At 32.7% G+C, this 19,973-nt stretch carries 17 protein-coding genes; 10 read left to right on the top strand and 7 right to left on the bottom strand.

What is annotated here, in order from left to right:
- The 5 genes from BUA46_RS13220 to BUA46_RS13200 all read right to left on the bottom strand — a co-directional run bounded on the left by BUA46_RS13220 (position 1) and on the right by BUA46_RS13200 (position 6,930).
- A complete protein-coding gene (locus BUA46_RS13220) occupies positions 1-2,184 on the bottom strand; it encodes an OstA-like protein (protein ID WP_143148142.1) in 2,184 nt (727 codons plus the stop codon).
- A gap of 107 nt (positions 2,185-2,291) precedes the next feature.
- Positions 2,292-3,566: an adenylosuccinate synthase gene (locus tag BUA46_RS13215; protein WP_019388314.1), complete on the bottom strand. Its 1,275-nt coding sequence runs from the start codon at positions 3,564-3,566 to the stop codon at positions 2,292-2,294.
- 9 nt (positions 3,567-3,575) lie between these two features.
- Positions 3,576-4,034 carry a Fur family transcriptional regulator gene (locus BUA46_RS13210; protein ID WP_019388313.1) on the bottom strand — a complete coding sequence of 153 codons (459 nt, stop codon included), beginning with the start codon at positions 4,032-4,034 and terminating at the stop codon, positions 3,576-3,578.
- A gap of 25 nt (positions 4,035-4,059) precedes the next feature.
- Positions 4,060-6,285: a RelA/SpoT family protein gene (locus BUA46_RS13205; RefSeq protein ID WP_019388312.1), complete on the bottom strand. Its 2,226-nt coding sequence runs from the start codon at positions 6,283-6,285 to the stop codon at positions 4,060-4,062.
- Between the two features lie 51 nt (positions 6,286-6,336).
- Positions 6,337-6,930 carry a non-canonical purine NTP diphosphatase gene (locus BUA46_RS13200; protein ID WP_019388311.1) on the bottom strand — a complete coding sequence of 198 codons (594 nt, stop codon included), beginning with the start codon at positions 6,928-6,930 and terminating at the stop codon, positions 6,337-6,339.
- Positions 6,931-7,099: 169 nt separating this feature from the next.
- On the opposite strand from BUA46_RS13200, the gene BUA46_RS13195 reads away from it, so the two are divergent.
- On the top strand, positions 7,100-7,399 hold the full coding sequence (locus tag BUA46_RS13195) for an HPF/RaiA family ribosome-associated protein (protein ID WP_019388310.1): 300 nt from the start codon (positions 7,100-7,102) through the stop codon (positions 7,397-7,399).
- 18 nt (positions 7,400-7,417) lie between these two features.
- Here BUA46_RS13195 and rlmH read toward each other — a convergent pair whose 3' ends face one another.
- On the bottom strand, positions 7,418-7,891 hold the full coding sequence (gene rlmH / locus BUA46_RS13190) for a 23S rRNA (pseudouridine(1915)-N(3))-methyltransferase RlmH (protein WP_019388309.1): 474 nt from the start codon (positions 7,889-7,891) through the stop codon (positions 7,418-7,420).
- A 130-nt stretch (positions 7,892-8,021) separates the two neighbouring features.
- Here rlmH and nadC point away from each other — a divergent pair, with 130 nt between their 5' ends.
- From nadC to priA, 3 genes are all read left to right on the top strand, one after another.
- Entirely contained in the window at positions 8,022-8,882 is an 861-nt protein-coding gene (gene nadC, locus BUA46_RS13185; RefSeq protein ID WP_019388308.1) for a carboxylating nicotinate-nucleotide diphosphorylase, read from the top strand.
- A gap of 81 nt (positions 8,883-8,963) precedes the next feature.
- On the top strand, positions 8,964-9,905 hold the full coding sequence (locus BUA46_RS13180) for a YihY/virulence factor BrkB family protein (protein ID WP_019388307.1): 942 nt from the start codon (positions 8,964-8,966) through the stop codon (positions 9,903-9,905).
- Positions 9,906-9,908: 3 nt separating this feature from the next.
- On the top strand, positions 9,909-12,362 hold the full coding sequence (priA, locus tag BUA46_RS13175; RefSeq protein WP_019388306.1) for a replication restart helicase PriA: 2,454 nt from the start codon (positions 9,909-9,911) through the stop codon (positions 12,360-12,362).
- Between the two features lie 23 nt (positions 12,363-12,385).
- Here the strand turns inward: priA and BUA46_RS13170 are convergent, their stop codons facing one another.
- Positions 12,386-13,081, bottom strand: coding sequence for a LytR/AlgR family response regulator transcription factor (locus BUA46_RS13170; RefSeq protein WP_019388305.1), 696 nt, complete (start codon positions 13,079-13,081; stop codon positions 12,386-12,388).
- A gap of 281 nt (positions 13,082-13,362) precedes the next feature.
- On the opposite strand from BUA46_RS13170, the gene rpsF reads away from it, so the two are divergent.
- From rpsF to hisS, 6 genes are all read left to right on the top strand, one after another.
- A complete protein-coding gene (gene rpsF, locus BUA46_RS13165) occupies positions 13,363-13,701 on the top strand; it encodes a 30S ribosomal protein S6 (protein WP_019388304.1) in 339 nt (112 codons plus the stop codon).
- A gap of 2 nt (positions 13,702-13,703) precedes the next feature.
- A complete protein-coding gene (gene rpsR, locus BUA46_RS13160) occupies positions 13,704-14,000 on the top strand; it encodes a 30S ribosomal protein S18 (RefSeq protein WP_019388303.1) in 297 nt (98 codons plus the stop codon).
- Between the two features lie 13 nt (positions 14,001-14,013).
- Entirely contained in the window at positions 14,014-14,460 is a 447-nt protein-coding gene (rplI, locus tag BUA46_RS13155; RefSeq protein ID WP_019388302.1) for a 50S ribosomal protein L9, read from the top strand.
- A gap of 131 nt (positions 14,461-14,591) precedes the next feature.
- On the top strand, positions 14,592-17,717 hold the full coding sequence (locus BUA46_RS13150) for a TonB-dependent receptor (RefSeq protein ID WP_019388301.1): 3,126 nt from the start codon (positions 14,592-14,594) through the stop codon (positions 17,715-17,717).
- Between the two features lie 160 nt (positions 17,718-17,877).
- Positions 17,878-18,348 carry a DUF6495 family protein gene (locus BUA46_RS13145; RefSeq protein WP_019388300.1) on the top strand — a complete coding sequence of 157 codons (471 nt, stop codon included), beginning with the start codon at positions 17,878-17,880 and terminating at the stop codon, positions 18,346-18,348.
- Between the two features lie 132 nt (positions 18,349-18,480).
- On the top strand, positions 18,481-19,851 hold the full coding sequence (gene hisS / locus BUA46_RS13140; protein WP_019388299.1) for a histidine--tRNA ligase: 1,371 nt from the start codon (positions 18,481-18,483) through the stop codon (positions 19,849-19,851).
- The last annotated feature ends 122 nt before the right edge of the window (positions 19,852-19,973 follow it).

Raw genomic sequence — 19,973 nt, 5'->3', positions numbered from 1 at the left:
CTACTGTTTTTTCAGTATTGGTTTTTTAACAACAAGCTTTGCTTTTTCAGTTGATTTTGAACTCGAAGTCTTTATTAATTCAGCGCCCCATAGATAAACATTGTCGATCGTTTGAATATTACTAATCACACACCTTAATCCATTACCATCAGTATCTTTTTCGGATTCAATCTCGTATTGCTCCCAGCTATGGGTTAATTCTATGTCAAGTGTTTCATAATTAGTATAGTCACCTCCAGCTTCTTGAAATCTAATTCTTATTGATCCAGATCCTTTCAGCCAAATAGAAAATTTAAAAACACCTTCCTTTTCGCTAACCTGTTGTAAAATGTGCCCATCTTTATTTCCAGTACCAATTATGCTTACAGCATTATTTTTGCCATTTGGTGCGATTTCTTTATTATTTAAAACTTTCAAACCATTCTTATACCATTTGTTATTGTCAAATTCATTGGTATAAAGCAGCAGATTATTTTTCTCTGGAATTTTAAACTTATATATTTTTTTTGAAGCACTTAATCTGTCTTTAAGATCAATATTAAAAAACTGCTCTTGTGGAATATAATCGTCTAATCCCTTAATCTTTGGTAATACTAAAGGAGGATCGTCCTTAAATAAATCTTCAACGCTTCTAGGTCGTTCTTCCTCGCGCCAATCAAAACCTTTAAGTATTTTTTCATTTTCAGGAAATTGTGATTCGGGATATAAATTTCCGTCAATTTGATTGTACCTTGTGTATTCGTCTATATCTCCATTGTCGAATAAAATGGTAATACTACCAGATTTAGATTTGTCAATTCCAATAAGTTCTTGTTTGTCATTTCGCGCGTAAAAAATGGATTCGGCATTTTTGGTAACATCAACTTGCTTTAATTGATTTTCATCATTAAATAGCCCTACTAAGCGTTTGCCTGAAATTTGGTTGTATCCATTTTGGCTAATGGTGTCTTTACTTATAATGAAGGCATTTTCAAAAACTAAAAGCGAATCAATTTTTTCTGTTTCTTTATTTGATAATAAATGGATGGTATCTCCAGTCATTTGGCTTTCAATATTCCAGAGTATAGGTCTCCGTTTTACAGCAAACTTATCAGAAGATGCTCTGGTAGGAAGATTTATTAATTTTGTGATTCCTGTTTTTTGGTCGGAGTGGATTGAATCCGCTTTTCCGCTTAAATCTGTTTTAAAGATTTTAGCATTATAATAAGCTTTAATAATTCTCTCTTCTGGCTTACCAGTAACCATAATTTTATCGGCGTGTATGTAAACGGAATCTTGTTCTTGTAAAGTAATAGCCAATGCACGTTTTGTTATAAATAAAGAGTCTTTGTCTTTAAAAACTTCGGCATAATGTCCTTTGACTATACTTCTATTAATAGTATCGGTTACTTTTATATTATTAGATGCAGAGGCAAAACTTGTATTGTTATCAAAGTATAAACTATCGCCTTCAATAATTCTGTTGTCGTATTCAATCCTTGCCTTTTTGAGGGCATATCCTACCTTGTTTTCAGTGTCATAAAATCCTTTTTCGCAATAGGTTTTACTCGTTTCTGTGGTTATTGTTGATGGACCAAATAAATAGGCATAACCAGTATCTGAATAGAAATCAAAATAGTCTGAATTAATTGTAGATTCTTCACTAACCAAAACGACATCTTCAACAAATTGATATTTTTTCTGACTCATGAAATATCTACCAATTCTGCTAGTAATAGTCCCAGAGGAGTCTTTAACCACAGTACCTCCACTTTTATAAAAAGCTTCTTCTTTTGTTCTGTCAAAATAAAGTGTATCAGAAGAAATAGTAGAGTTAGGGTCTTTTAAAATCACGCTACCACTTGCAAATGCAAATTCGGTGATACCGCTATATTCAATATAATTCGAGGTCATATTGATGGTGTCACCTTGTTTTAAAATAACGTTACCATAAGCTTCAATAAAATTTTCTTTACTATAATGAATAGCTTTATCACACCATAAATTGGTTCCACTATGTTCTATATGAACTTGTTCTGCATCATCTCTGGTTAATATTTTTGCTCCAGGATAATTTTCTTCATCTATAGTTAATTTACCCGCATATTCAATTTGAATTTGCTTTTTCGATTGTGCATTTAAAAGACTATTGAATGCAACAATTGATAAAATAAAAAATAAGGTTTTTAGCTTGTTCAAAATCACAAATGTTTGTCGCAAAAATAACGATTATTATAATGGATAATTGTTTTGAAACAAAAAACGCTCCAAAATGTTTTGGAGCGTTCGTTCATGATATATTTTAATTGGAATTATTTCCTAAAAATAGTCTGCTTTCTATCAGGACCAACAGAAACTATAGTTATAGGAATTTCAAGTTCTTTCTCAAGAAATGCTATATAGTCGTTTAGTGCTTTTGGCATTTGTGAAGCTTCAGACATTTCTGTTAAATCTTCATTCCATCCACTAAAATCTGTATAAATAGGTTCCACATTTTCTGGTTCAATGTTATAAGGTAAATGTTCGATTACTTTTCCTTTATATTTATAAGAAGTACAAACCTTTAATGTTTTAAACCCTGAAAGCACATCACCTTTCATCATCATCAATTGTGTCACGCCGTTTACCTGACAAGCATATTTTAAGGCTACTAAATCTAGCCAACCACAACGTCTTGGTCTACCTGTAGTAGCACCAAATTCGTTACCTACTTTGGCCATAGTTGCACCGTCTTCATCAAACAACTCGGTAGGAAATGGGCCAGAACCAACGCGTGTCGTATAGGCTTTAAATATGCCAAATACTTCTCCAATTTGGTTAGGAGCAACTCCTAAACCTGTACAAGCACCAGCAGCTGTAGTATTACTGGAAGTTACGAAAGGATAGGTTCCAAAATCGATATCTAACAAAGAGCCTTGTGCGCCTTCTGCTAAAATTGTTTTACCGCTTTTTTGAGCTTGGTAAATGTATTCTTCAGAATCAATAAAAGTTAAAGATTTTAAAACATCAACAGCTTTAAAAAATTCTTCTTCAAGTTCTTTTAAATTGTATTCTATTTCAACGTTGTAAAAAGCAATCATAGATTCATGCTTATCTGCAAGATTTCTATAACGCTCTTTCCAATCGCTTAATTCTAAATCGCCAACACGAATACCGTTTCTGCCCGTTTTATCCATGTATGTTGGACCAATTCCTTTTAAAGTAGAACCAATTTTAGCTTTACCTTTTGAGGCTTCACTTGCAGCATCTAACAATCTGTGTGTTGGTAAAATGATGTGTGCTTTTCTAGAAATTAATAACGACTTTCTGTAATCAACATTTTGTTCTTCTAGTTTGTCTAGTTCGCCTTTGAAAATCACAGGATCAATAACCACACCGTTACCTACTAAATTAGTAGCGTCATCGTGAAAAATTCCAGATGGAATGGTGTGTAAAACATGTTTTCGTCCGTTAAAAACTAAAGTGTGTCCTGCGTTTGGACCACCTTGAAATCGTGCAATGATATTGTAGTTTGAAGTTAATACGTCAACAATTTTTCCTTTGCCTTCGTCTCCCCATTGTAGTCCTAGTAGTAAATCTACTGCCATTGTAAAATATTAGTTATTAGTTGTTGATTTTCTATTTCCGTAGAAATAAAGTGAATGGTTATTAATTTCGATATCGAAAACTTCTTCGATAGTTTTTTTTATGGATTGAATTCTAGGATCGCAAAACTCAATGACTTCACCTGTATCTGTTAAAATAACATGATCGTGTTGTCTGTCAAAATAAGATTTTTCGTAATGTGCTTGGTTTTGTCCAAATTGATGTTTTCTTACCAATTTACATTCTAGAAGTAATTCTATGGTATTATAAAGCGTCGCACGAGAAACGCGATACTTTTTATTTTTCATATTTAGATATAGAGATTCTATATCAAAATGCTCAGTATTGTTGTAAATTTCTTGAAGTATGGCATATCTTTCGGGTGTTTTGCGGTGCCCGTTACTTTCTAAAAAGCTTGTAAATACGCTTTTTACAATTTCTTGATTTTTTGTATCTGCCTTTCCGTCCATAATTTCGTCGCAAATTTACACTTTTTTAGACTCTTGTAACCTTATCTATACCATTAATTTTTTTAAGTTTTTCTAAAAGCTTTCTAATTATGGTATTATTTTTTACAACCACATTAATTTTTCCTGAAAAAAGCCCGTCGTTACTTTCGAAGCTAATACTTTTCATATTTACGTGCATATTCTCAGAAATTATACTTGTAATATCATTTACTAACCCAATATGATCGATTCCTGAAACAACTATTTTAACCAAAAATTCTTGCTGTGATGAATCAATCCATTTAGCAGGCATAATACGATAGGCGTAGTTTGATTGTAAGCTTACCGCGTTAGGACAATTTTTTTTATGAACCTTAATACCTTCATTTACCGTTAAAAAACCAAAAACCTTATCTCCAGGAATTGGGTTGCAGCAATTTGCTAGTTTATAATCTAACTTTTCTTCATCCTTTCCAAATACTAACGAATCATATTTTAAGGTGATTTCTTGTTTTTCTAATTCTTCTTTAGAAATGGTATGCTTTCTAGAAATTTTATTTTTAAAAAAGCTCATTAATGCGTTGCTTCTAGAAGACGCATAATTTTTTAGCATGGTATTATCAATCGTGCCAACACCAATTCTGTAAAATAAATCTAAGCTTGTTTTTAGCTTGAAATAGTTAACCATTTCATTGATGGTTTTCTCATCAAGCGGAACTTTTAATTGTTTTAGCTTTCTACGAAGAATCTCCTTCCCATCTTCACCAATTAATTTTTTGTTTTCTTTTAGTGCCGATTTAATTTTGCTCCTTGCTCTTGCCGTAGTAGCATAATCGAGCCAGTTCGGGTTGGGTTTAATATTTTCGGCAGTGATGATATCTACTTGGTCGCCACTTTTTAATTCGTGACTTAGTGGTTCCAGTTTTCCATTAACTTTTGCACCACGTGTTTTCATGCCAACTTCCGTATGGATGTGAAATGCAAAATCTAAAGCAGTAGCACCTTTTGGAAGCGACTTTAAATCGCCCGCAGGCGTAAAAACAAATATTTCTTTAGAGTACAGGTTTAATTTAAATTCTTCTACAAAATCTACAGCGTTCATTTCATGACTTTCGAGTGTTTCTTGTAATCTGTTAATCCAAGTTTCTAAATTATCTTCTGTTTCACTACCTTGCTTATACTTATAGTGCGCTGCATAACCTTTTTCAGCAATTTCATGCATGCGTTCGCTTCGTATTTGTACTTCAACCCATCTACCTTTTGGCCCCATTACCGTAATATGTAATGCTTCGTATCCAGTTGATTTAGGAGACGAGATCCAATCGCGCAATCTAATAGGGTTAGGTCTAAAATGGTCTGTAACAATCGAATAGATTTTCCAAGCAATAAATTTTTCGTTATGTGGGTCTGAGTCGCATTTGTAAATAATTCGAATGGCGAATTTATCATATACTTCATCAAAGGATACACCTTGATCTATCATTTTCTTTTTAATAGAAAAAATAGATTTTGGCCGTCCTTTTATTTCGTATCTCAAATTCTCTTTATCTAAAGAATTTTTAATAACCTCGCTAAACTGAGCAATGTATTTGTCCTGCTCTTCTTTGCTTTCTTTTATTTTATCTAAAATATCGTTGTATACATCTGGTTCGGTATATTTTAAACCTAAATCTTCAAGTTCGGTTTTGATATTATAAAGTCCGATTCTGTGTGCTAAAGGCGCATATATGTATAAGGTTTCTGAAGCAATTTTTTCTTGCTTATCAGGTCGCATAGAATCCATAGTTTGCATATTATGGAGTCTATCGGCAATTTTTATAATAATAACTCTGACATCATCATTAAGCGTTAAAAGCATTTTTCGAAAGTTCTCTGCTTGTAGAGAAACATCCATATCTTTCTCTTTGCTTAACGATGATATTTTAGTAAGTCCATCAACAATAGTAGCAATAGTTTTCCCGAATTGTTTTTTAATATCTTCAATGCTATAATCGGGGTTGTCTTCAACTACATCATGAAGCAGTGCAGCAGCAATGGAAGTGGCATCAAGCCCAATTTCTTGAGCCACAATTTTAGCCACAGCAATGGGGTGGAAAATATAAGCTTCTCCAGATTTTCTTCTTTGGTTTTTATGGCCATCTAATGCAACTTCAAAAGCACTTCGGATAAGTTTTTTATCATCATCCGAAAGAGTCCTGTAACTTACTTGTAGGAGTTCTTTGTACGCTTTAGCAATGGCAGCATTTTCTTTTTCTATAGCTTCATCAGTCATATTTTAAAAGTAACATAAAGAATATTAACAGCCAACATGAAATATATTTTTTTATAACTTATTTTCAGGTTTGATAGTATTTAAAAATTCAACAAGTTTTAGAATGGCCTTTCCACGATGCCCAATGCTATTCTTAATACTAAGTTCCATTTCAGCAAAGGTGATATCAAAGCCATTGGGTTTAAAAATAGGGTCGTACCCAAAACCGTTTTCTCCCTGTTGATGATTGGTTATCTCACCTTTGCAGGTACCCGTAAATGATTTTAAAGTATCATTTAAATGTAATGCAATAACCGTTTTAAATTGAGCATTCCGGTTTTTAGTTTGCATCAAATTCTTCAGTACCTTATTCATATTGTCTTCAGCACTGCGCTGCTCTCCGGCATAACGTGCAGAAAACACTCCAGGAGCGCCATTTAGCGCTTCTATTTCTAATCCAGTATCATCAGCAAAACAATCAAAACCGTAGCATTCTTTTATATAATTTGCTTTTTGAATGGCATTACCCTCAATGGTGTTTTTGGTTTCTGGAATATCTTCAAAACACCCAATGTCTTTTAAACTTAATAGTTTAATTGTTGAGGGAATTAAAGCCTGTACTTCCTTTAACTTGTTTAGATTATTTGTGGCAAAAACGAGTTCCATGGCATTTAAATTTTTGGATTTCAAAAATACAACTAATTGAATTTAAATCTATAAAGGCTTATCCAAATTATGAATTATAAAAAATTACGTTTTTTATGATTTTAATCAATTTTGAATTATTAAAAATTAATTATATTTAGAATATATTAATATACAAAAGAGATTGATTATGACAGTAAATTTTCAGTACGTAGGAGTAGATGTTAGTGAAACCCTTTCGGCTTTTACAAAAGAGAAATTAGAAAAATTATTTAATAAATATGAGTTTTTAATAAGTGCCTCGGTACATTTTAAACAAGATGAAAAAAATCATACCGAAGGCAAAATATGCAGTATCGAACTAAGTTTGCCAGGACCCCGAATTTATGCCATTTCTAACGAAAGAAATTATGAGGTTTCTGTAAGAGAAACAATTAAAGATTTAGAGCGTCAACTTAAAAAACGCAAGCAAGTTTATAAAACTTTTTAGTTTTACAAATAAAAGCAGTTAACGATGATGATAAGGTTCCTTTTTTAATATTGTGAAACCTCTGTAAAGCTGCTCAATAAAAAATAAGCGAATCATTTGATGGGAAAATGTCATTTTTGATAGTGATATTTTTCCATTTGCTTTTTTGTAAATACCTTCAGAGAAACCATATGGACCACCAATTACGAACACCAATTGTTTAATTCCAGAATTCATGTGCTTTTGTAAATAAGAAGAAAATGATACAGAATCAAATTGTTTACCGTTTTCATCTAGTAATATAACAACATCTGTTGTATTAATTTTGCCTAAGATTAATTCACCTTCTTTGTCCTTTTGTTGTGTTTCACTTAAATTTTTAGTGTTTTTAAGGTCTGGAATAATTTCCAATGAGAATTTTATGTAATGGCTTAAGCGCTTCATATAATTATCTATTAATTGTATAAGCTGCTTATTATCAGTCTTGCCAATGGCAATTAATTTTATCGTCATAAAGCAAAATTACTATTTAGAAATTATGAATAATGCATTTAAATAAGAAAAAAATTGAAAATTCGTAAAACTAATATTTAAATTAGTAAATCTATTTCTTATTTTTGTTGGCATTAACCAACTTTTTATTATGATTACACAAGAGCAGTTTGATACAGAAGTGAGGATGATTATTGAAAATGCCATTCGAGAAGATGTAGGTGATGGCGATCATAGTTCATTGGCCTGTATTCCGGAAAATGCTAGAGGAAAAGCTAAGATTTTAGTTAAAGATAAGGGCATAATTGGCGGTGTTAATTTTGCTAAAAAAGTATTAGCATACGTTGATAAAAATTTAAAGTTAGATGTTCGTATAGAAGACGGTACTGAGGTTACTTATGGTGATGTTGTTATGTATATCGAGGGGTCTTCACAATCAATTTTAAAGGCAGAACGTACCGTGTTAAACGCTATGCAGCGCATGAGTGCGATTGCAACTAAAACGAGATTGTTTGTAGATTTGGTTGAAGGCACAAAAACTAAAATTTTAGATACTAGAAAAACGACTCCAGGTATTCGTGTTTTAGAAAAATGGGCAGTTAAAATTGGCGGTGGAGAAAATCACAGATTTGCACTTTACGATATGATTATGCTAAAAGATAATCATATTGATTTTGCTGGTGGTATTACCAAAGCTATTGAAATGACTAAGCAATATTTAAATGAAACTGGTAAAAACCTGAAAATTATGGTTGAAGCCAGAGATTTAAGTGAAGTACAAGAAATCTTAAATAACGAAGGTGTCTATAGAATTTTATTAGATAATTTTGATTATGAAGATACTAGAAAAGCTGTTAAATTGATTGGTGATAAGTGTTTAACAGAATCTTCGGGTAATATAAATGAAACAACTATTAGACATTATGCCGAATGTGGAGTAAACTTTATTTCTTGTGGGGCATTAACGCACTCTGTGTATAACATGGACTTGAGTTTGAAAGCTATAAAATAAATTTAATAGCTTAATTTTCTTTTAAATAAATTTGCCATCTTATTTTAATAACTTTGTCATTACCTAAAGTGCAAATTATTAATGACTAATCCTATTGAAGATAAGCTTGATAAAATCCCAATTATAAACATATTGGTACGACTATTAAAGCGATTAAAACTGCCAGGTCTAGAGGGGTTATCTTTTTTTGATTTACTAGAACTTTATATAACAGGGATTGTTAAAGGAGCGCTTACAACGCGTGCAAGTGCTATAGCCTTTAGTTTTTTTACAGCCATATTTCCGTTTTTATTATTCGTTTTAATCATTATACCTTATGTACCTATTGATGATTTTAAAATAGAATTTTTACAATTTTTAGAATCGTTCTTACCACCAAGTACATCTGATTTTTTCTTCGAAAATATTTTTGAAAATATAGATCAATCTCAAAGAGGCGGGTTACTATCATCTGTGTTTGTTTTATCCATTTTGCTTATGGCAAATGGTGTAAATGCTGTTTTTTCTGGTTTTGAAAACTCTTATCATGAGCAATTAACACGTAATGTTTTTAAGCAATATATGTATGCCTTAAGTATTGCACTAATTTTAGCGTTTTTGCTAATTATAACGATTATTGTTTTAGGATATATTCAAATTTATGTAGTACAAGAATTGCTAAATGCTTTAGAAGAGAGAGGTTATGAAGTAGCCGCAAACGCTGTGTTTTGGGCAGATGTGGTGAAATATCTCTTTTTTGTAGTAATGGTTTATATTGCGACTTCCACATTATACTATTTTGGAACACGAGAGGGACGAGATTCTAAATTCTTTTCAGTTGGCGCCATTTTTACAACCTTGTTAATTATGCTCACATCGTATCTGTTTGGAGTTTATATTGAAAATTTTGGTCAGTATAATAAGCTCTACGGATCTATAGGCGCATTATTAATACTACTTTTTTACTTGTGGTTAAATGCCAACATACTTTTACTAGGGTACGAATTAAATGCATCATTAAATAAGCTCAGAAAAATCAAATAGAATATGGTTTATTTTATTGATGTCATTATTCCGGTTCCCCTTCAAAAGCTGTTTACATATAAAATTTCTGCTGCCGAAGCGCAATTTTTAAAAGTTGGCATGCGTGTAGCTGTGCCTTTCGGGAAATCTAAGATCTATACAGGTATCGTTTATCATATTCATAACAATGCGCCCGTTGCTTATGAAGCTAAAGATATCCAGCAAATATTAGATGATTCGCCAATTGTCAACGATATTCAATTACAATTATGGAATTGGATGGCAAGTTATTACATGTGTACCCTTGGCGATGTTATGCGAGCGGCTTTACCATCTGCTTTTATATTAGAAAGCGAAACCGTTATAACCTTAAATACAGTAAAAACTTTCGACGAGTCAATTTTAAAAGACGATGAGTTTTTGGTTTTTGAAGCACTACACCACCAATCAACTTTAAAAATTCATGATATCTCGAACATTCTTGATAAAAAAAATGTGCTTCCAGTTATAAAAAGATTAATAGAAAAAGATGCAATAATTGTTGAGGAAGAGGTATATGAAAAGTACATCCCAAAATTGGTCCGTTATGTTAAACTCCATACGCACTTTTCATCTGAAAAGGAATTACATAATTTGTTAGATGAATTGAGTAGAGCACCAAAGCAACGTGATGTCATAATGACCTTGTTTTCCATTTCTGCCAAAACAAAAAAACCTGTAAAAGTATCGGATTTAGCCAATGAAAGTGGAGCATCATCATCGATAATTAAAGCATTAATAGATAAAGGCGTTCTCGAAGAATATCATATTCAAACGGATAGAGTACAATATATAGGAGATGAAACTGAAAACTCTAAATTATTAAATGAAGCACAAAAAACGGCTTTATCTGAAATAAATGAATCTTTTAAAACGCATCAAGTTACTTTGTTGCATGGTGTCACATCTTCAGGAAAAACCGAAGTATATGTAAAACTAATTGAAGCTGTTCTTGAAAAAGGAAAACAAGTCTTGTATTTATTACCAGAAATAGCTTTAACAACTCAATTGGTAACAAGACTTCAAAATTATTTTGGAGAGCAAGTGTCTGTATTTCATTCTAAATATTCTGCCCATGAGCGTGTTGAAGTTTGGAATCATGTACTGCGTAATTCCGCGAAAGCGAAAATAGTTTTAGGAGCGCGCTCATCAATATTTTTACCATTTAATAATTTAGGATTAATAATTGTTGATGAAGAGCACGAACAATCGTTTAAGCAATTTGATCCTGCGCCTAGATACCATGCAAGAGACACTGCAGTAGTATTAGCACATATGCATCAAGCTAAAACACTTTTAGGATCTGCGACACCTAGTTTGGAAAGTTATTTTAACGCGCAACAAGGCAAATACGGTTTAGTTGAAATTGCAACCCGTTTTAATGATGTATTAATGCCTGACATTGAATTGGTTGACATCAAAGAGAAACTAAAAAAGAAGCGCATGAAAGGGCATTTTAGCGATAGACTCATTGAAGAAATGACCGAAACGCTAAAGGAAGGGCATCAAGTTATTTTATTTCAAAACCGTCGCGGATTTTCGCCCATTGTAGAATGCAAAACATGCGGACATGCACCACAGTGCCCTAATTGCGATGTAAGTTTAACATATCATCAATATAGAAATCAATTACGCTGTCATTATTGTGGTTACCATGCTGCTATGCTGCAAGATTGTGAAGCCTGCGGAAGTCAAGATTTGGATAATAAGGGCTTTGGCACAGAGCAAATTGAAGAAGAAGTAAAAGTGCTATTTCCAGATTATAAGGTCGCACGAATGGATTTAGATACCACTCGAGGAAAATACGGATATGAAAAAATAATAACAGCATTGGAGCAGCAAGAAATTGATGTTTTAGTAGGTACACAAATGCTAACGAAGGGATTAGATTTTAGAAACGTAAAGTTAGTTGGAATCATGAATGCTGATACTATGTTAAATTTTCCTGATTTTAGAGCGCACGAACGTAGTTTTCAATTGATGCTGCAAGTTGCAGGTAGGGCAGGACGAACGGAAGAACGTGGTAAAGTATTAATTCAAACTTACAATCCGCATCATAATATATTGCAGCAAGTTTCTACGAATAATTATATTGAAATGTTTAATGAACAAATGAATGACAGATATAATTTTAAGTATCCACCAGTTTATAAACAAATAAAGGTCACCCTTAAACATAAAGACTACAATAGGGTAGAAACAGCTTCCATTTGGTATGCAAAGTCGTTAAGACAAGTTTTTAAAGAAAATATACTAGGACCAGAAGCGCCACCAATAGCAAGAATTAGAAATCAGTTTCATAAGAATATTTTAGTAAAAATACCCAAACAACAATCTTTGGCAAAAACAAAAGAAGCCATTATTAAAATTAATAATAGCTTCTTGAGTGTAAAAGATTTTCGGTCGGTTAAAGTAATTTTAAATGTCGATAACTTTTAATTTAGTAAGGTTAGGTTGAGAATTTAAATGTTATTTAAAGCATCAACGAGTTGGGTCTTTTTATTTCTACTTAAAGGAATTTCATAAGCTCCAACTTCAACATTTTTACTATTAAACCTATCAATTTTATCCAGATTCACAATGTAAGATTTGTGAATTCTTAAAAATTTACCTTCTGGTAATTCGGCTTCAAAAGATTTCATGGTAGAAAGTACCACTAAGCTGTTCTCTTCGGTAACTAATTTTACATAATCACCAAGCGCCTCAATCCATTTAATGTCTTTAATATAAACCTTTCGTTTTTTAAGATTACTCTTTACAAAGATATGTTCACCTTCTTCTTCGTTAAAGTCTAAAGTCAATCGATGTTGCTCTAGGGCTTTATCAACAGAAGTATTAAATCGTTCTCTTGTAATTGGTTTATGTAAGTAATCGGTAGCATCGTAATTGAATGCTTTAAAAGCATATTCAGTTTTACCGGTTACAAAGATAATTTGGGGTTTGTTGTTTAATACGTCTAAAAGTTCAAATCCATTTAGCACTGGCATTTCAATGTCTAAAAAAATTAAATCAACTTGATGCGTATTTAAACCATTTTTAGTTTCTAAAGCGCTACTGTACTCTGCTATTAAGTTAAGAGAAGGATGATTCTCGACTAACTTAACAATAGAGAGACGTTGTATTGCTGAATCGTCTACTACTACACAGTTTAAAGTCATAACATTTTATATTATTTCGGTTAAGATATCGACAATAGTACGAATAATTCGGTTAAAAACCAAAAAACATCGTTAAAATGCTCATTTTAACATAATTTTAACAAAATACATTTTATAATATTTGTGGTAAATATATTATTAATTGATAATTCACTAATATAATTTTTATTAAGAGATATCAACATATAAATTAGTCATAAAATATGAATTAAATATTTGTTGTTTTATATGTATGTATTTACTACTTTTGCACCCAATTTTTAACATTAAAAACGATTTTTATGAATCATTATGAAACTGTTTTCATCTTAAATCCCGTTTTATCTGAAGATCAGATAAAGGAAACAGTAAAGAAATACGAAGATTTTCTTGTTTCTAACGGCGCTAAGATGATAGCTAAAGAAGATTGGGGGCTTAAAAAATTAGCTTACCCAATACAAAACAAGAAAAGTGGCTTTTATCATTTATTTGAGTACACTGTAGATGGAGAGGTAATCAATCCATTAGAAGTTGAGTTTAGACGTGACGAGCGTTTTATGCGTTATTTAACTGTTGCTTTAGATAAACATGCAATTTCTTGGGCAGAGAGAAGAAGAGAAAAACTTAAACAAAAAGCTTAATTATGTCATCAATAGAACAACAATCAAAAGGAAAAAAGGACGGCGAAATTAGATATTTAACGCCTCTTAATATTGAAACTAATAAGCAAAAGAAATATTGCCGTTTCAAAAAGTCTGGAATAAAGTATATAGATTACAAAGATCCAGATTTCTTATTAAAGTTTGTAAACGAACAAGGTAAAATTTTACCAAGACGTTTAACAGGAACTTCATTAAAGTATCAAAGAAAAGTGTCTGTAGCTGTAAAAAGAGCGCGTCACTTAGCTTTAATGCCTTATGTAGCAGATTTATTAAAATAAAATACACATAACAATGGAACTTATATTAAAACAAGACGTTGAAAATTTAGGATTTAAAGACGATGTTGTAACAGTTAAGAACGGTTATGGTAGAAACTTTTTAATTCCGCAAGGACAAGCTGTTTTAGCAACAGTATCTGCAAAGAAAGTATTGGCAGAAAATTTAAAGCAACGTGCTTTTAAAGAAAAGAAAATAGTTGATGATGCTAATAAAATGGCAGAATCAATTAAAGCTTTAGAAATTAAAATACCTGCTAAAGTTGGTACAGGAGACAAATTATTTGGATCTGTGAACAACATTGATGTTGCAGCTGCTTTAGAAAAAGAAGGACAATCAATCGACAAAAAATTCATTACAGTTACAACTGTAAAGCGATTAGGTAAATATACTGCTGTTGTGCGTTTACACAGAGAAGTATCTGTTGATTTAGAATTCGAAGTTATTGCTCAAGCAAATTAATATTAACATAAAGTTAATAAAAGACTAAATAAAAAGACCACTCATTTTGAGTGGTCTTTTTTATTTATGTTATTTTTGTTAGGCATTACAAACTATGCACGCATAATAACTAACACAATAAAACTCAACTCATGAAAAAAACAGCGCTTTTAATCTTGTTTTTAGCATTTGGTGTACTGGCCTATTCACAGGTTACTACGTCAAACATTAAAGGTTTAATTCAGGACGAAACTTCAGAACCGCTTCCCGGTGCGAATGTTGTTGCCATTCATACACCCACAGGTACTAAGTATGGTGCAGCATCAAACATTGATGGAAGATTTAATCTATTAAATTTAAGAGTAGGTGGCCCTTATGCCATTACAATTACTTATGTAGGGTATAAAGAACAATCATTTAATGATGTGTTCCTAACCCTTGGTAAAACGAAAAACCTTGATATAGTAATGAGCGAGGATAATGAGCAGCTAGATGCAGTAGTTATTCAAGGAGGCCAAGGTACTGGTACATTTGGAAGCGATAGAACAGGAGCTGAAACGAGTGTAGGCAGACGAGAATTAACACGATTGCCAACTATTTCAAGATCAGCATCAGATTTTACTAGATTAGAGCCAACAGCAAGTGGAAACTCTTTTGGAGGTAGAAACGATCAGTTTAACAACTTTTCTTTAGATGGTGCTATTTTTAATAATCCATTTGGATTAGATGCTGCAACTCCAGGTGGACAAACCGATGCACAACCTATTTCTTTAGATGCTATAGACCAAATACAAGTATCTACGGCCCCTTATGATGTGACTCAATCTGGGTTTACAGGAGCTTCTGTAAATGCTGTTACAAAAAGTGGTACAAACGAATTTCACGGAACCGTTTATGGCTTTACCAGAAATGAAAAAATGACTGGTAAAAAAATAAAGGGTGAAGAAGTAACAAGACCAGATTTAAACCAAACTCAATATGGTGTTAGTATAGGCGGACCTATAGTTAAAAACAAATTGTTCTTTTTTGCGAATTTTGAAAGCGATGAAAGAGACGATTTAGGGTCTAATGGTTGGGTGCCAAATACGGGCTCTGGTGCTATAAACGAATCTAGAGTTACCGAGACAGACCTCATGGCAGTACAAAGTGCATTAGCTACTTTAGGTTATAATACAGGCGCTTATAAAGGGTTTACATATGCTTCACAATCTAAAAAAGGAATTGTAAAATTAGACTGGAATATTAACGATAGCAACCGATTAGCAGTTATATATAATTTCTTAAATGCATCAAAAGAAAAACCTGCGCATCCAACAGCTTTAGGGTTTAGAGGTCCTGGTGCAGCAACATTACAATTTGAAAATACAGGTTATGAGATTAATAATAATTTAAAATCTGTTCAGTTAGAATTAAACTCTACGCTTTCTGAAACTTCTTCTAACAAATTACAAATAGGATATACTCATTTTGATGATTTTAGAAACCCGTTATCTGTTCCAGCACCAACAATTACGATTCAAGAAGGTGGATCGAACTACATTATTGCAGGTCATGAGCCATTTTCAATTCATAATAAATTGGATCAGAAAGTATTCCAATTTACCGATAATCTAAATTTTTATCAAGGTGATCATACATTTACAGTAGGTATATCTTTTGAGAAGTTTGAGTTTGATAATTCATTTAATTTAGGTGTTTATGGTGCGAGAGGTGTTTTCTTTCCATCATATGGAAGTGTAGCAGATTTTTTAGCTGATTCAGCACCAGGTGGTGGACTTGAAGCGATGTTAAATGATGCCACTGCAGCACACAATGCGATTGATGCCAATGGCGAAGGTGTTGCTGGAGGTTGGGCTTTAGCTGAAACCAATGTAGGACAATTATCTTTCTATTTACAAGATGAATGGAACCTTACCGAGAACTTTAAATTAACGTATGGTTTACGTTTTGATAAACCTATGTTTTTTGATACTGCCCAAAAAGCACAAGAGGTTATTGATAGAGCATGTTGTTATGTGCCAGACATACCTTATAGAAACCCTAATACAGGAGAAACCGTATTATTAGATAATACAAGAATGCCTAACAGTGAATGGTTAATTTCTCCTAGAATAGGTTTCAATTACGATGTTAATGGCGATGATACCTTCCAATTACGTGGTGGTTCTGGATTATTTACAGGTCGTTTCCCATTTGTATGGTTAGGAAATCAAATTGCAAATCCTGAAGTGTTTTTCTACCAAATGGTAGATCCAGATTATAAATATCCACAAGTTTGGAGAACTAACATTGGTTCAGATTATAAGTTTGAAAACGGCTTAATTTTAACTGGAGATGTATCGTTTACTAAGGATATTAATGGTGCACATGTTCAAAACTGGGGCTTATTACCTCCGACAGGAACATTACAAGGTGTTGATAATAGAGCCATTTATCAATCTTCAGATATTATAAATAATGCCTACGTATTTACGAATTCTGACAAAGGTAGAATTTGGAATGCTTCGGTAAAAGCTCAAAAAACATTTAGCGACGGTCTTTATACCATGTTAGCATATAGTTATTTAAACTCAAAAGATGTTAACTCTATTGAAGCCGAAATTACTGGTGATGCCTTTGCTTTTAACCCAGCTTTAGGAGATGTGAATGATGATGTTTTAGGCTATTCTAAATACGGTGATACACATCGTTTTATTGGTGTAGCAAGTAAAAAATGGAATTACGGAAATGGTAAATGGGGCACAACTTTATCCACATTCTTTGAGTATGCTCAAGGTGGTCGTTTTAACTATACATATGGTGGCGACATTAATGGAGATGGGTCTAACTTAAACGATTTAATTTATATTCCAACAGCTAATGAAATAGGGCAAATGCAATTTGCCAATTCAGGAGATGCTGCTGCCTTAGAATCATTTATACAGCAAGATGATTATTTAAATGACAGACGAGGGAAGTATGCTGAACGATACGGTGCGATCGCGCCTTGGAGAGGGCGTTGGGATATTAAATTCTTGCAAGATTTAAACATTAAAATTTCTGAAGATAAAACCAATACCGTTCAATTTAGTGTAGACATTTTAAACGTTGGAAACTTGTTAAATTCTGATTGGGGCGTAATTCAACAACCAAATAACATACAGCCAATAGGTGTGTCGGTTGATGGTACTGGAACTCCAACTTATTCTTTTAATGGTAGCCAAACAAGTACCTTTGGTTTTGATTCTAGTTTAGCATCAAGATGGCAAGCACAATTTGGATTAAGATATATTTTCTAAAATAATAGTTTAGATATTCTTAAATTTGCGCTCCTAACAAAAAGGAGCGCATTTTTTTTGCGTTAACGATTGCAGCGACATCCTTTTTGTGTGCAAAAAGACCTGCCTGCCGGCAGGCAGGTATAGCGTAAAGCGTGTTATAACGCCCAAATAATTAATTATGAAATATAGAAGACTTACCAAAGAACAATTTGAAGAATTACACCAAGAATTTATAAATTTTTTGGCAACTCAATCTATTACGCATGATGAGTGGACCAACTTAAAAGTTAATAAACCTGAGCTTGCTGAAACCGAACTGGATGTGTTTAGCGATTTAATTTGGGAAGGTGTATTAAACAAAGCTGAATATTTAGAGCACTTTGCGCCACAGCATATGTACTTATTTTATTTAGGTGAAAACAATATGCAAGCCATAGTTGTGAATGTGAAAAATGAAGCTATAGATATTACAACTCAAGAAGGTTATGATTGGCTTCGTGAAAATTTGATGGATGATTCGGTTGAGTTTTTGCAAGCAGATAAAGCGTATACCGATGACAAAAATTTAGATAAATTTAAAATGATTGAGCAAGGTGCAGTGATTACAAAAGGCGAATTGTTTAATTATTTTAATAATTTGATTAATTGAGAATTGTCTATTCTAATTAGATAGTAACTTGTTTCAAATTAAACTGTTATTTTTGTTTGTCCTTAGGCGTTGAGGAAACGTTGATGTAAAAAGTATAATTAAAAAAAGACTCCTGTAAAAGCAAGCATATATATGGCCCAAAAACCAAGCATCCCAAAGGGAACAAGAGATTTTAATCCGGAACAAGTATCGAAAAGAAATTATATTTTTGATACGATTCGTACTGCTTTTGAAACTTATGGCTTTCAACCCATTGAAACACCCAGTTTTGAAAACTCTGAAACCTTAATGGGAAAATATGGTGATGAAGGCGATAGACTGATTTTTAAGATTTTGAATTCTGGGGATTATTTGTCAAAAGCTAATAATGCTGCTTATTCTGAAAAAGATTCAAATAAATTAACCCCTTCAATCTCCGAAAAAGCCCTTCGTTACGACCTAACAGTTCCTTTTGCACGATACGTGGTGCAACACCAAAACGAGATAGAATTTCCGTTTAAACGTTACCAAATACAACCGGTTTGGAGAGCAGATAGACCACAAAAAGGCCGGTTTAGGGAGTTTTACCAATGTGATGCCGATGTTGTTGGAAGTGACTCTTTATGGCAAGAGGTTGAGTTTATTCAGTTATACGACACTGTTTTTTCTGCATTAAAATTGGAAGGTGTTACCATTAAAATAAACAATCGTAAAATATTATCTGGAATTGCGGAAGTTATTGGCGCTAGCGATAGGCTCATTGATTTTACAGTAGCTCTTGATAAATTAGATAAAATAGGAGAGGAGAAGGTAAAAGAAGAAATGCTATCTAAAGGTATTTCAGAAGATGGTATTACAAAATTACAACCCTTATTCACTTTATCCGGTTCGTTCGAGTCTCAAATAGCAAGTTTGAAAAGTATTTTGAATACTTCTGAAGAAGGTAAAAAAGGTATTGAAGAACTTTATTTTATAAATAAAGCCATTTCAGAATTAGGACTGTCAACTGCTACATTGCAGCTTGATGTTACTTTAGCTAGAGGATTGAATTATTATACGGGTGCCATTTTTGAAGTTGCAGCACCTGAAACTGTGCAAATGGGCTCTATTGGTGGAGGTGGTCGCTATGATGATTTAACTGGAATTTTTGGATTAAAAAATGTAAGCGGTGTTGGTATTAGTTTTGGATTGGATCGTATTTATTTAGTGCTCGAAGAATTAGGGTTATTTCCTGAAACAGTTGCAAAACATGTTGAGGTTTTATTTATCAACTTTGGCGATAAGGAAGCATTGTTTAGTTTAAAGGCTATTAAACAATTGCGATTACAAGGTATTAATGCCGAATTATATCCGGATGCTGCCAAAATGAAAAAGCAAATGAATCATGCTAACAAGCGTAATATTCCGTTTGTAGTTTTAGTTGGTGAGCAGGAGATGGAATCGAATACTTATACTTTAAAAAATATGATTTCTGGGGAGCAAGATAAGGTTTTACTTGAAGCGTTAATAAGTCTTTTTAAATAAAGAAGTCCCGAACGTCAGTTCAGGACCTGTTTAGTATTTTAGATTTGGAGTATTTATTTTAAAGTGACTAACTCAAATAACTATTTAATCTATCAATACTTATTTTATAATAAAACCGTAAT

This window comes from Algibacter luteus (genome assembly GCF_900141715.1).
Taxonomy (GTDB): domain Bacteria; phylum Bacteroidota; class Bacteroidia; order Flavobacteriales; family Flavobacteriaceae; genus Arenitalea; species Arenitalea lutea.
The sequence above is the reverse complement of the archived record's forward strand: the minus strand, read 5'-3'. Positions and strand labels throughout refer to the sequence as shown.

What these genes read in the sequence shown, in the direction of transcription:
- BUA46_RS13215 (WP_019388314.1), bottom strand. Translation starts at nt 3,566, where the DNA reads ATGGCAGTAGATTTACTACTAGGACTACAATGGGGAGACGAAGGCAAA.
- BUA46_RS13210 (WP_019388313.1), bottom strand. Translation starts at nt 4,034, where the DNA reads ATGGACGGAAAGGCAGATACAAAAAATCAAGAAATTGTAAAAAGCGTA.
- BUA46_RS13205 (WP_019388312.1), bottom strand. Translation starts at nt 6,285, where the DNA reads ATGACTGATGAAGCTATAGAAAAAGAAAATGCTGCCATTGCTAAAGCG.
- BUA46_RS13200 (WP_019388311.1), bottom strand. Translation starts at nt 6,930, where the DNA reads ATGGAACTCGTTTTTGCCACAAATAATCTAAACAAGTTAAAGGAAGTA.
- BUA46_RS13195 (WP_019388310.1), top strand. Translation starts at nt 7,100, where the DNA reads ATGACAGTAAATTTTCAGTACGTAGGAGTAGATGTTAGTGAAACCCTT.
- rlmH (WP_019388309.1), bottom strand. Translation starts at nt 7,891, where the DNA reads ATGACGATAAAATTAATTGCCATTGGCAAGACTGATAATAAGCAGCTT.
- nadC (WP_019388308.1), top strand. Translation starts at nt 8,022, where the DNA reads ATGATTACACAAGAGCAGTTTGATACAGAAGTGAGGATGATTATTGAA.
- BUA46_RS13180 (WP_019388307.1), top strand. Translation starts at nt 8,964, where the DNA reads ATGACTAATCCTATTGAAGATAAGCTTGATAAAATCCCAATTATAAAC.
- priA (WP_019388306.1), top strand. Translation starts at nt 9,909, where the DNA reads ATGGTTTATTTTATTGATGTCATTATTCCGGTTCCCCTTCAAAAGCTG.
- BUA46_RS13170 (WP_019388305.1), bottom strand. Translation starts at nt 13,081, where the DNA reads ATGACTTTAAACTGTGTAGTAGTAGACGATTCAGCAATACAACGTCTC.
- rpsF (WP_019388304.1), top strand. Translation starts at nt 13,363, where the DNA reads ATGAATCATTATGAAACTGTTTTCATCTTAAATCCCGTTTTATCTGAA.
- rpsR (WP_019388303.1), top strand. Translation starts at nt 13,704, where the DNA reads ATGTCATCAATAGAACAACAATCAAAAGGAAAAAAGGACGGCGAAATT.
- rplI (WP_019388302.1), top strand. Translation starts at nt 14,014, where the DNA reads ATGGAACTTATATTAAAACAAGACGTTGAAAATTTAGGATTTAAAGAC.
- BUA46_RS13150 (WP_019388301.1), top strand. Translation starts at nt 14,592, where the DNA reads ATGAAAAAAACAGCGCTTTTAATCTTGTTTTTAGCATTTGGTGTACTG.
- BUA46_RS13145 (WP_019388300.1), top strand. Translation starts at nt 17,878, where the DNA reads ATGAAATATAGAAGACTTACCAAAGAACAATTTGAAGAATTACACCAA.
- hisS (WP_019388299.1), top strand. Translation starts at nt 18,481, where the DNA reads ATGGCCCAAAAACCAAGCATCCCAAAGGGAACAAGAGATTTTAATCCG.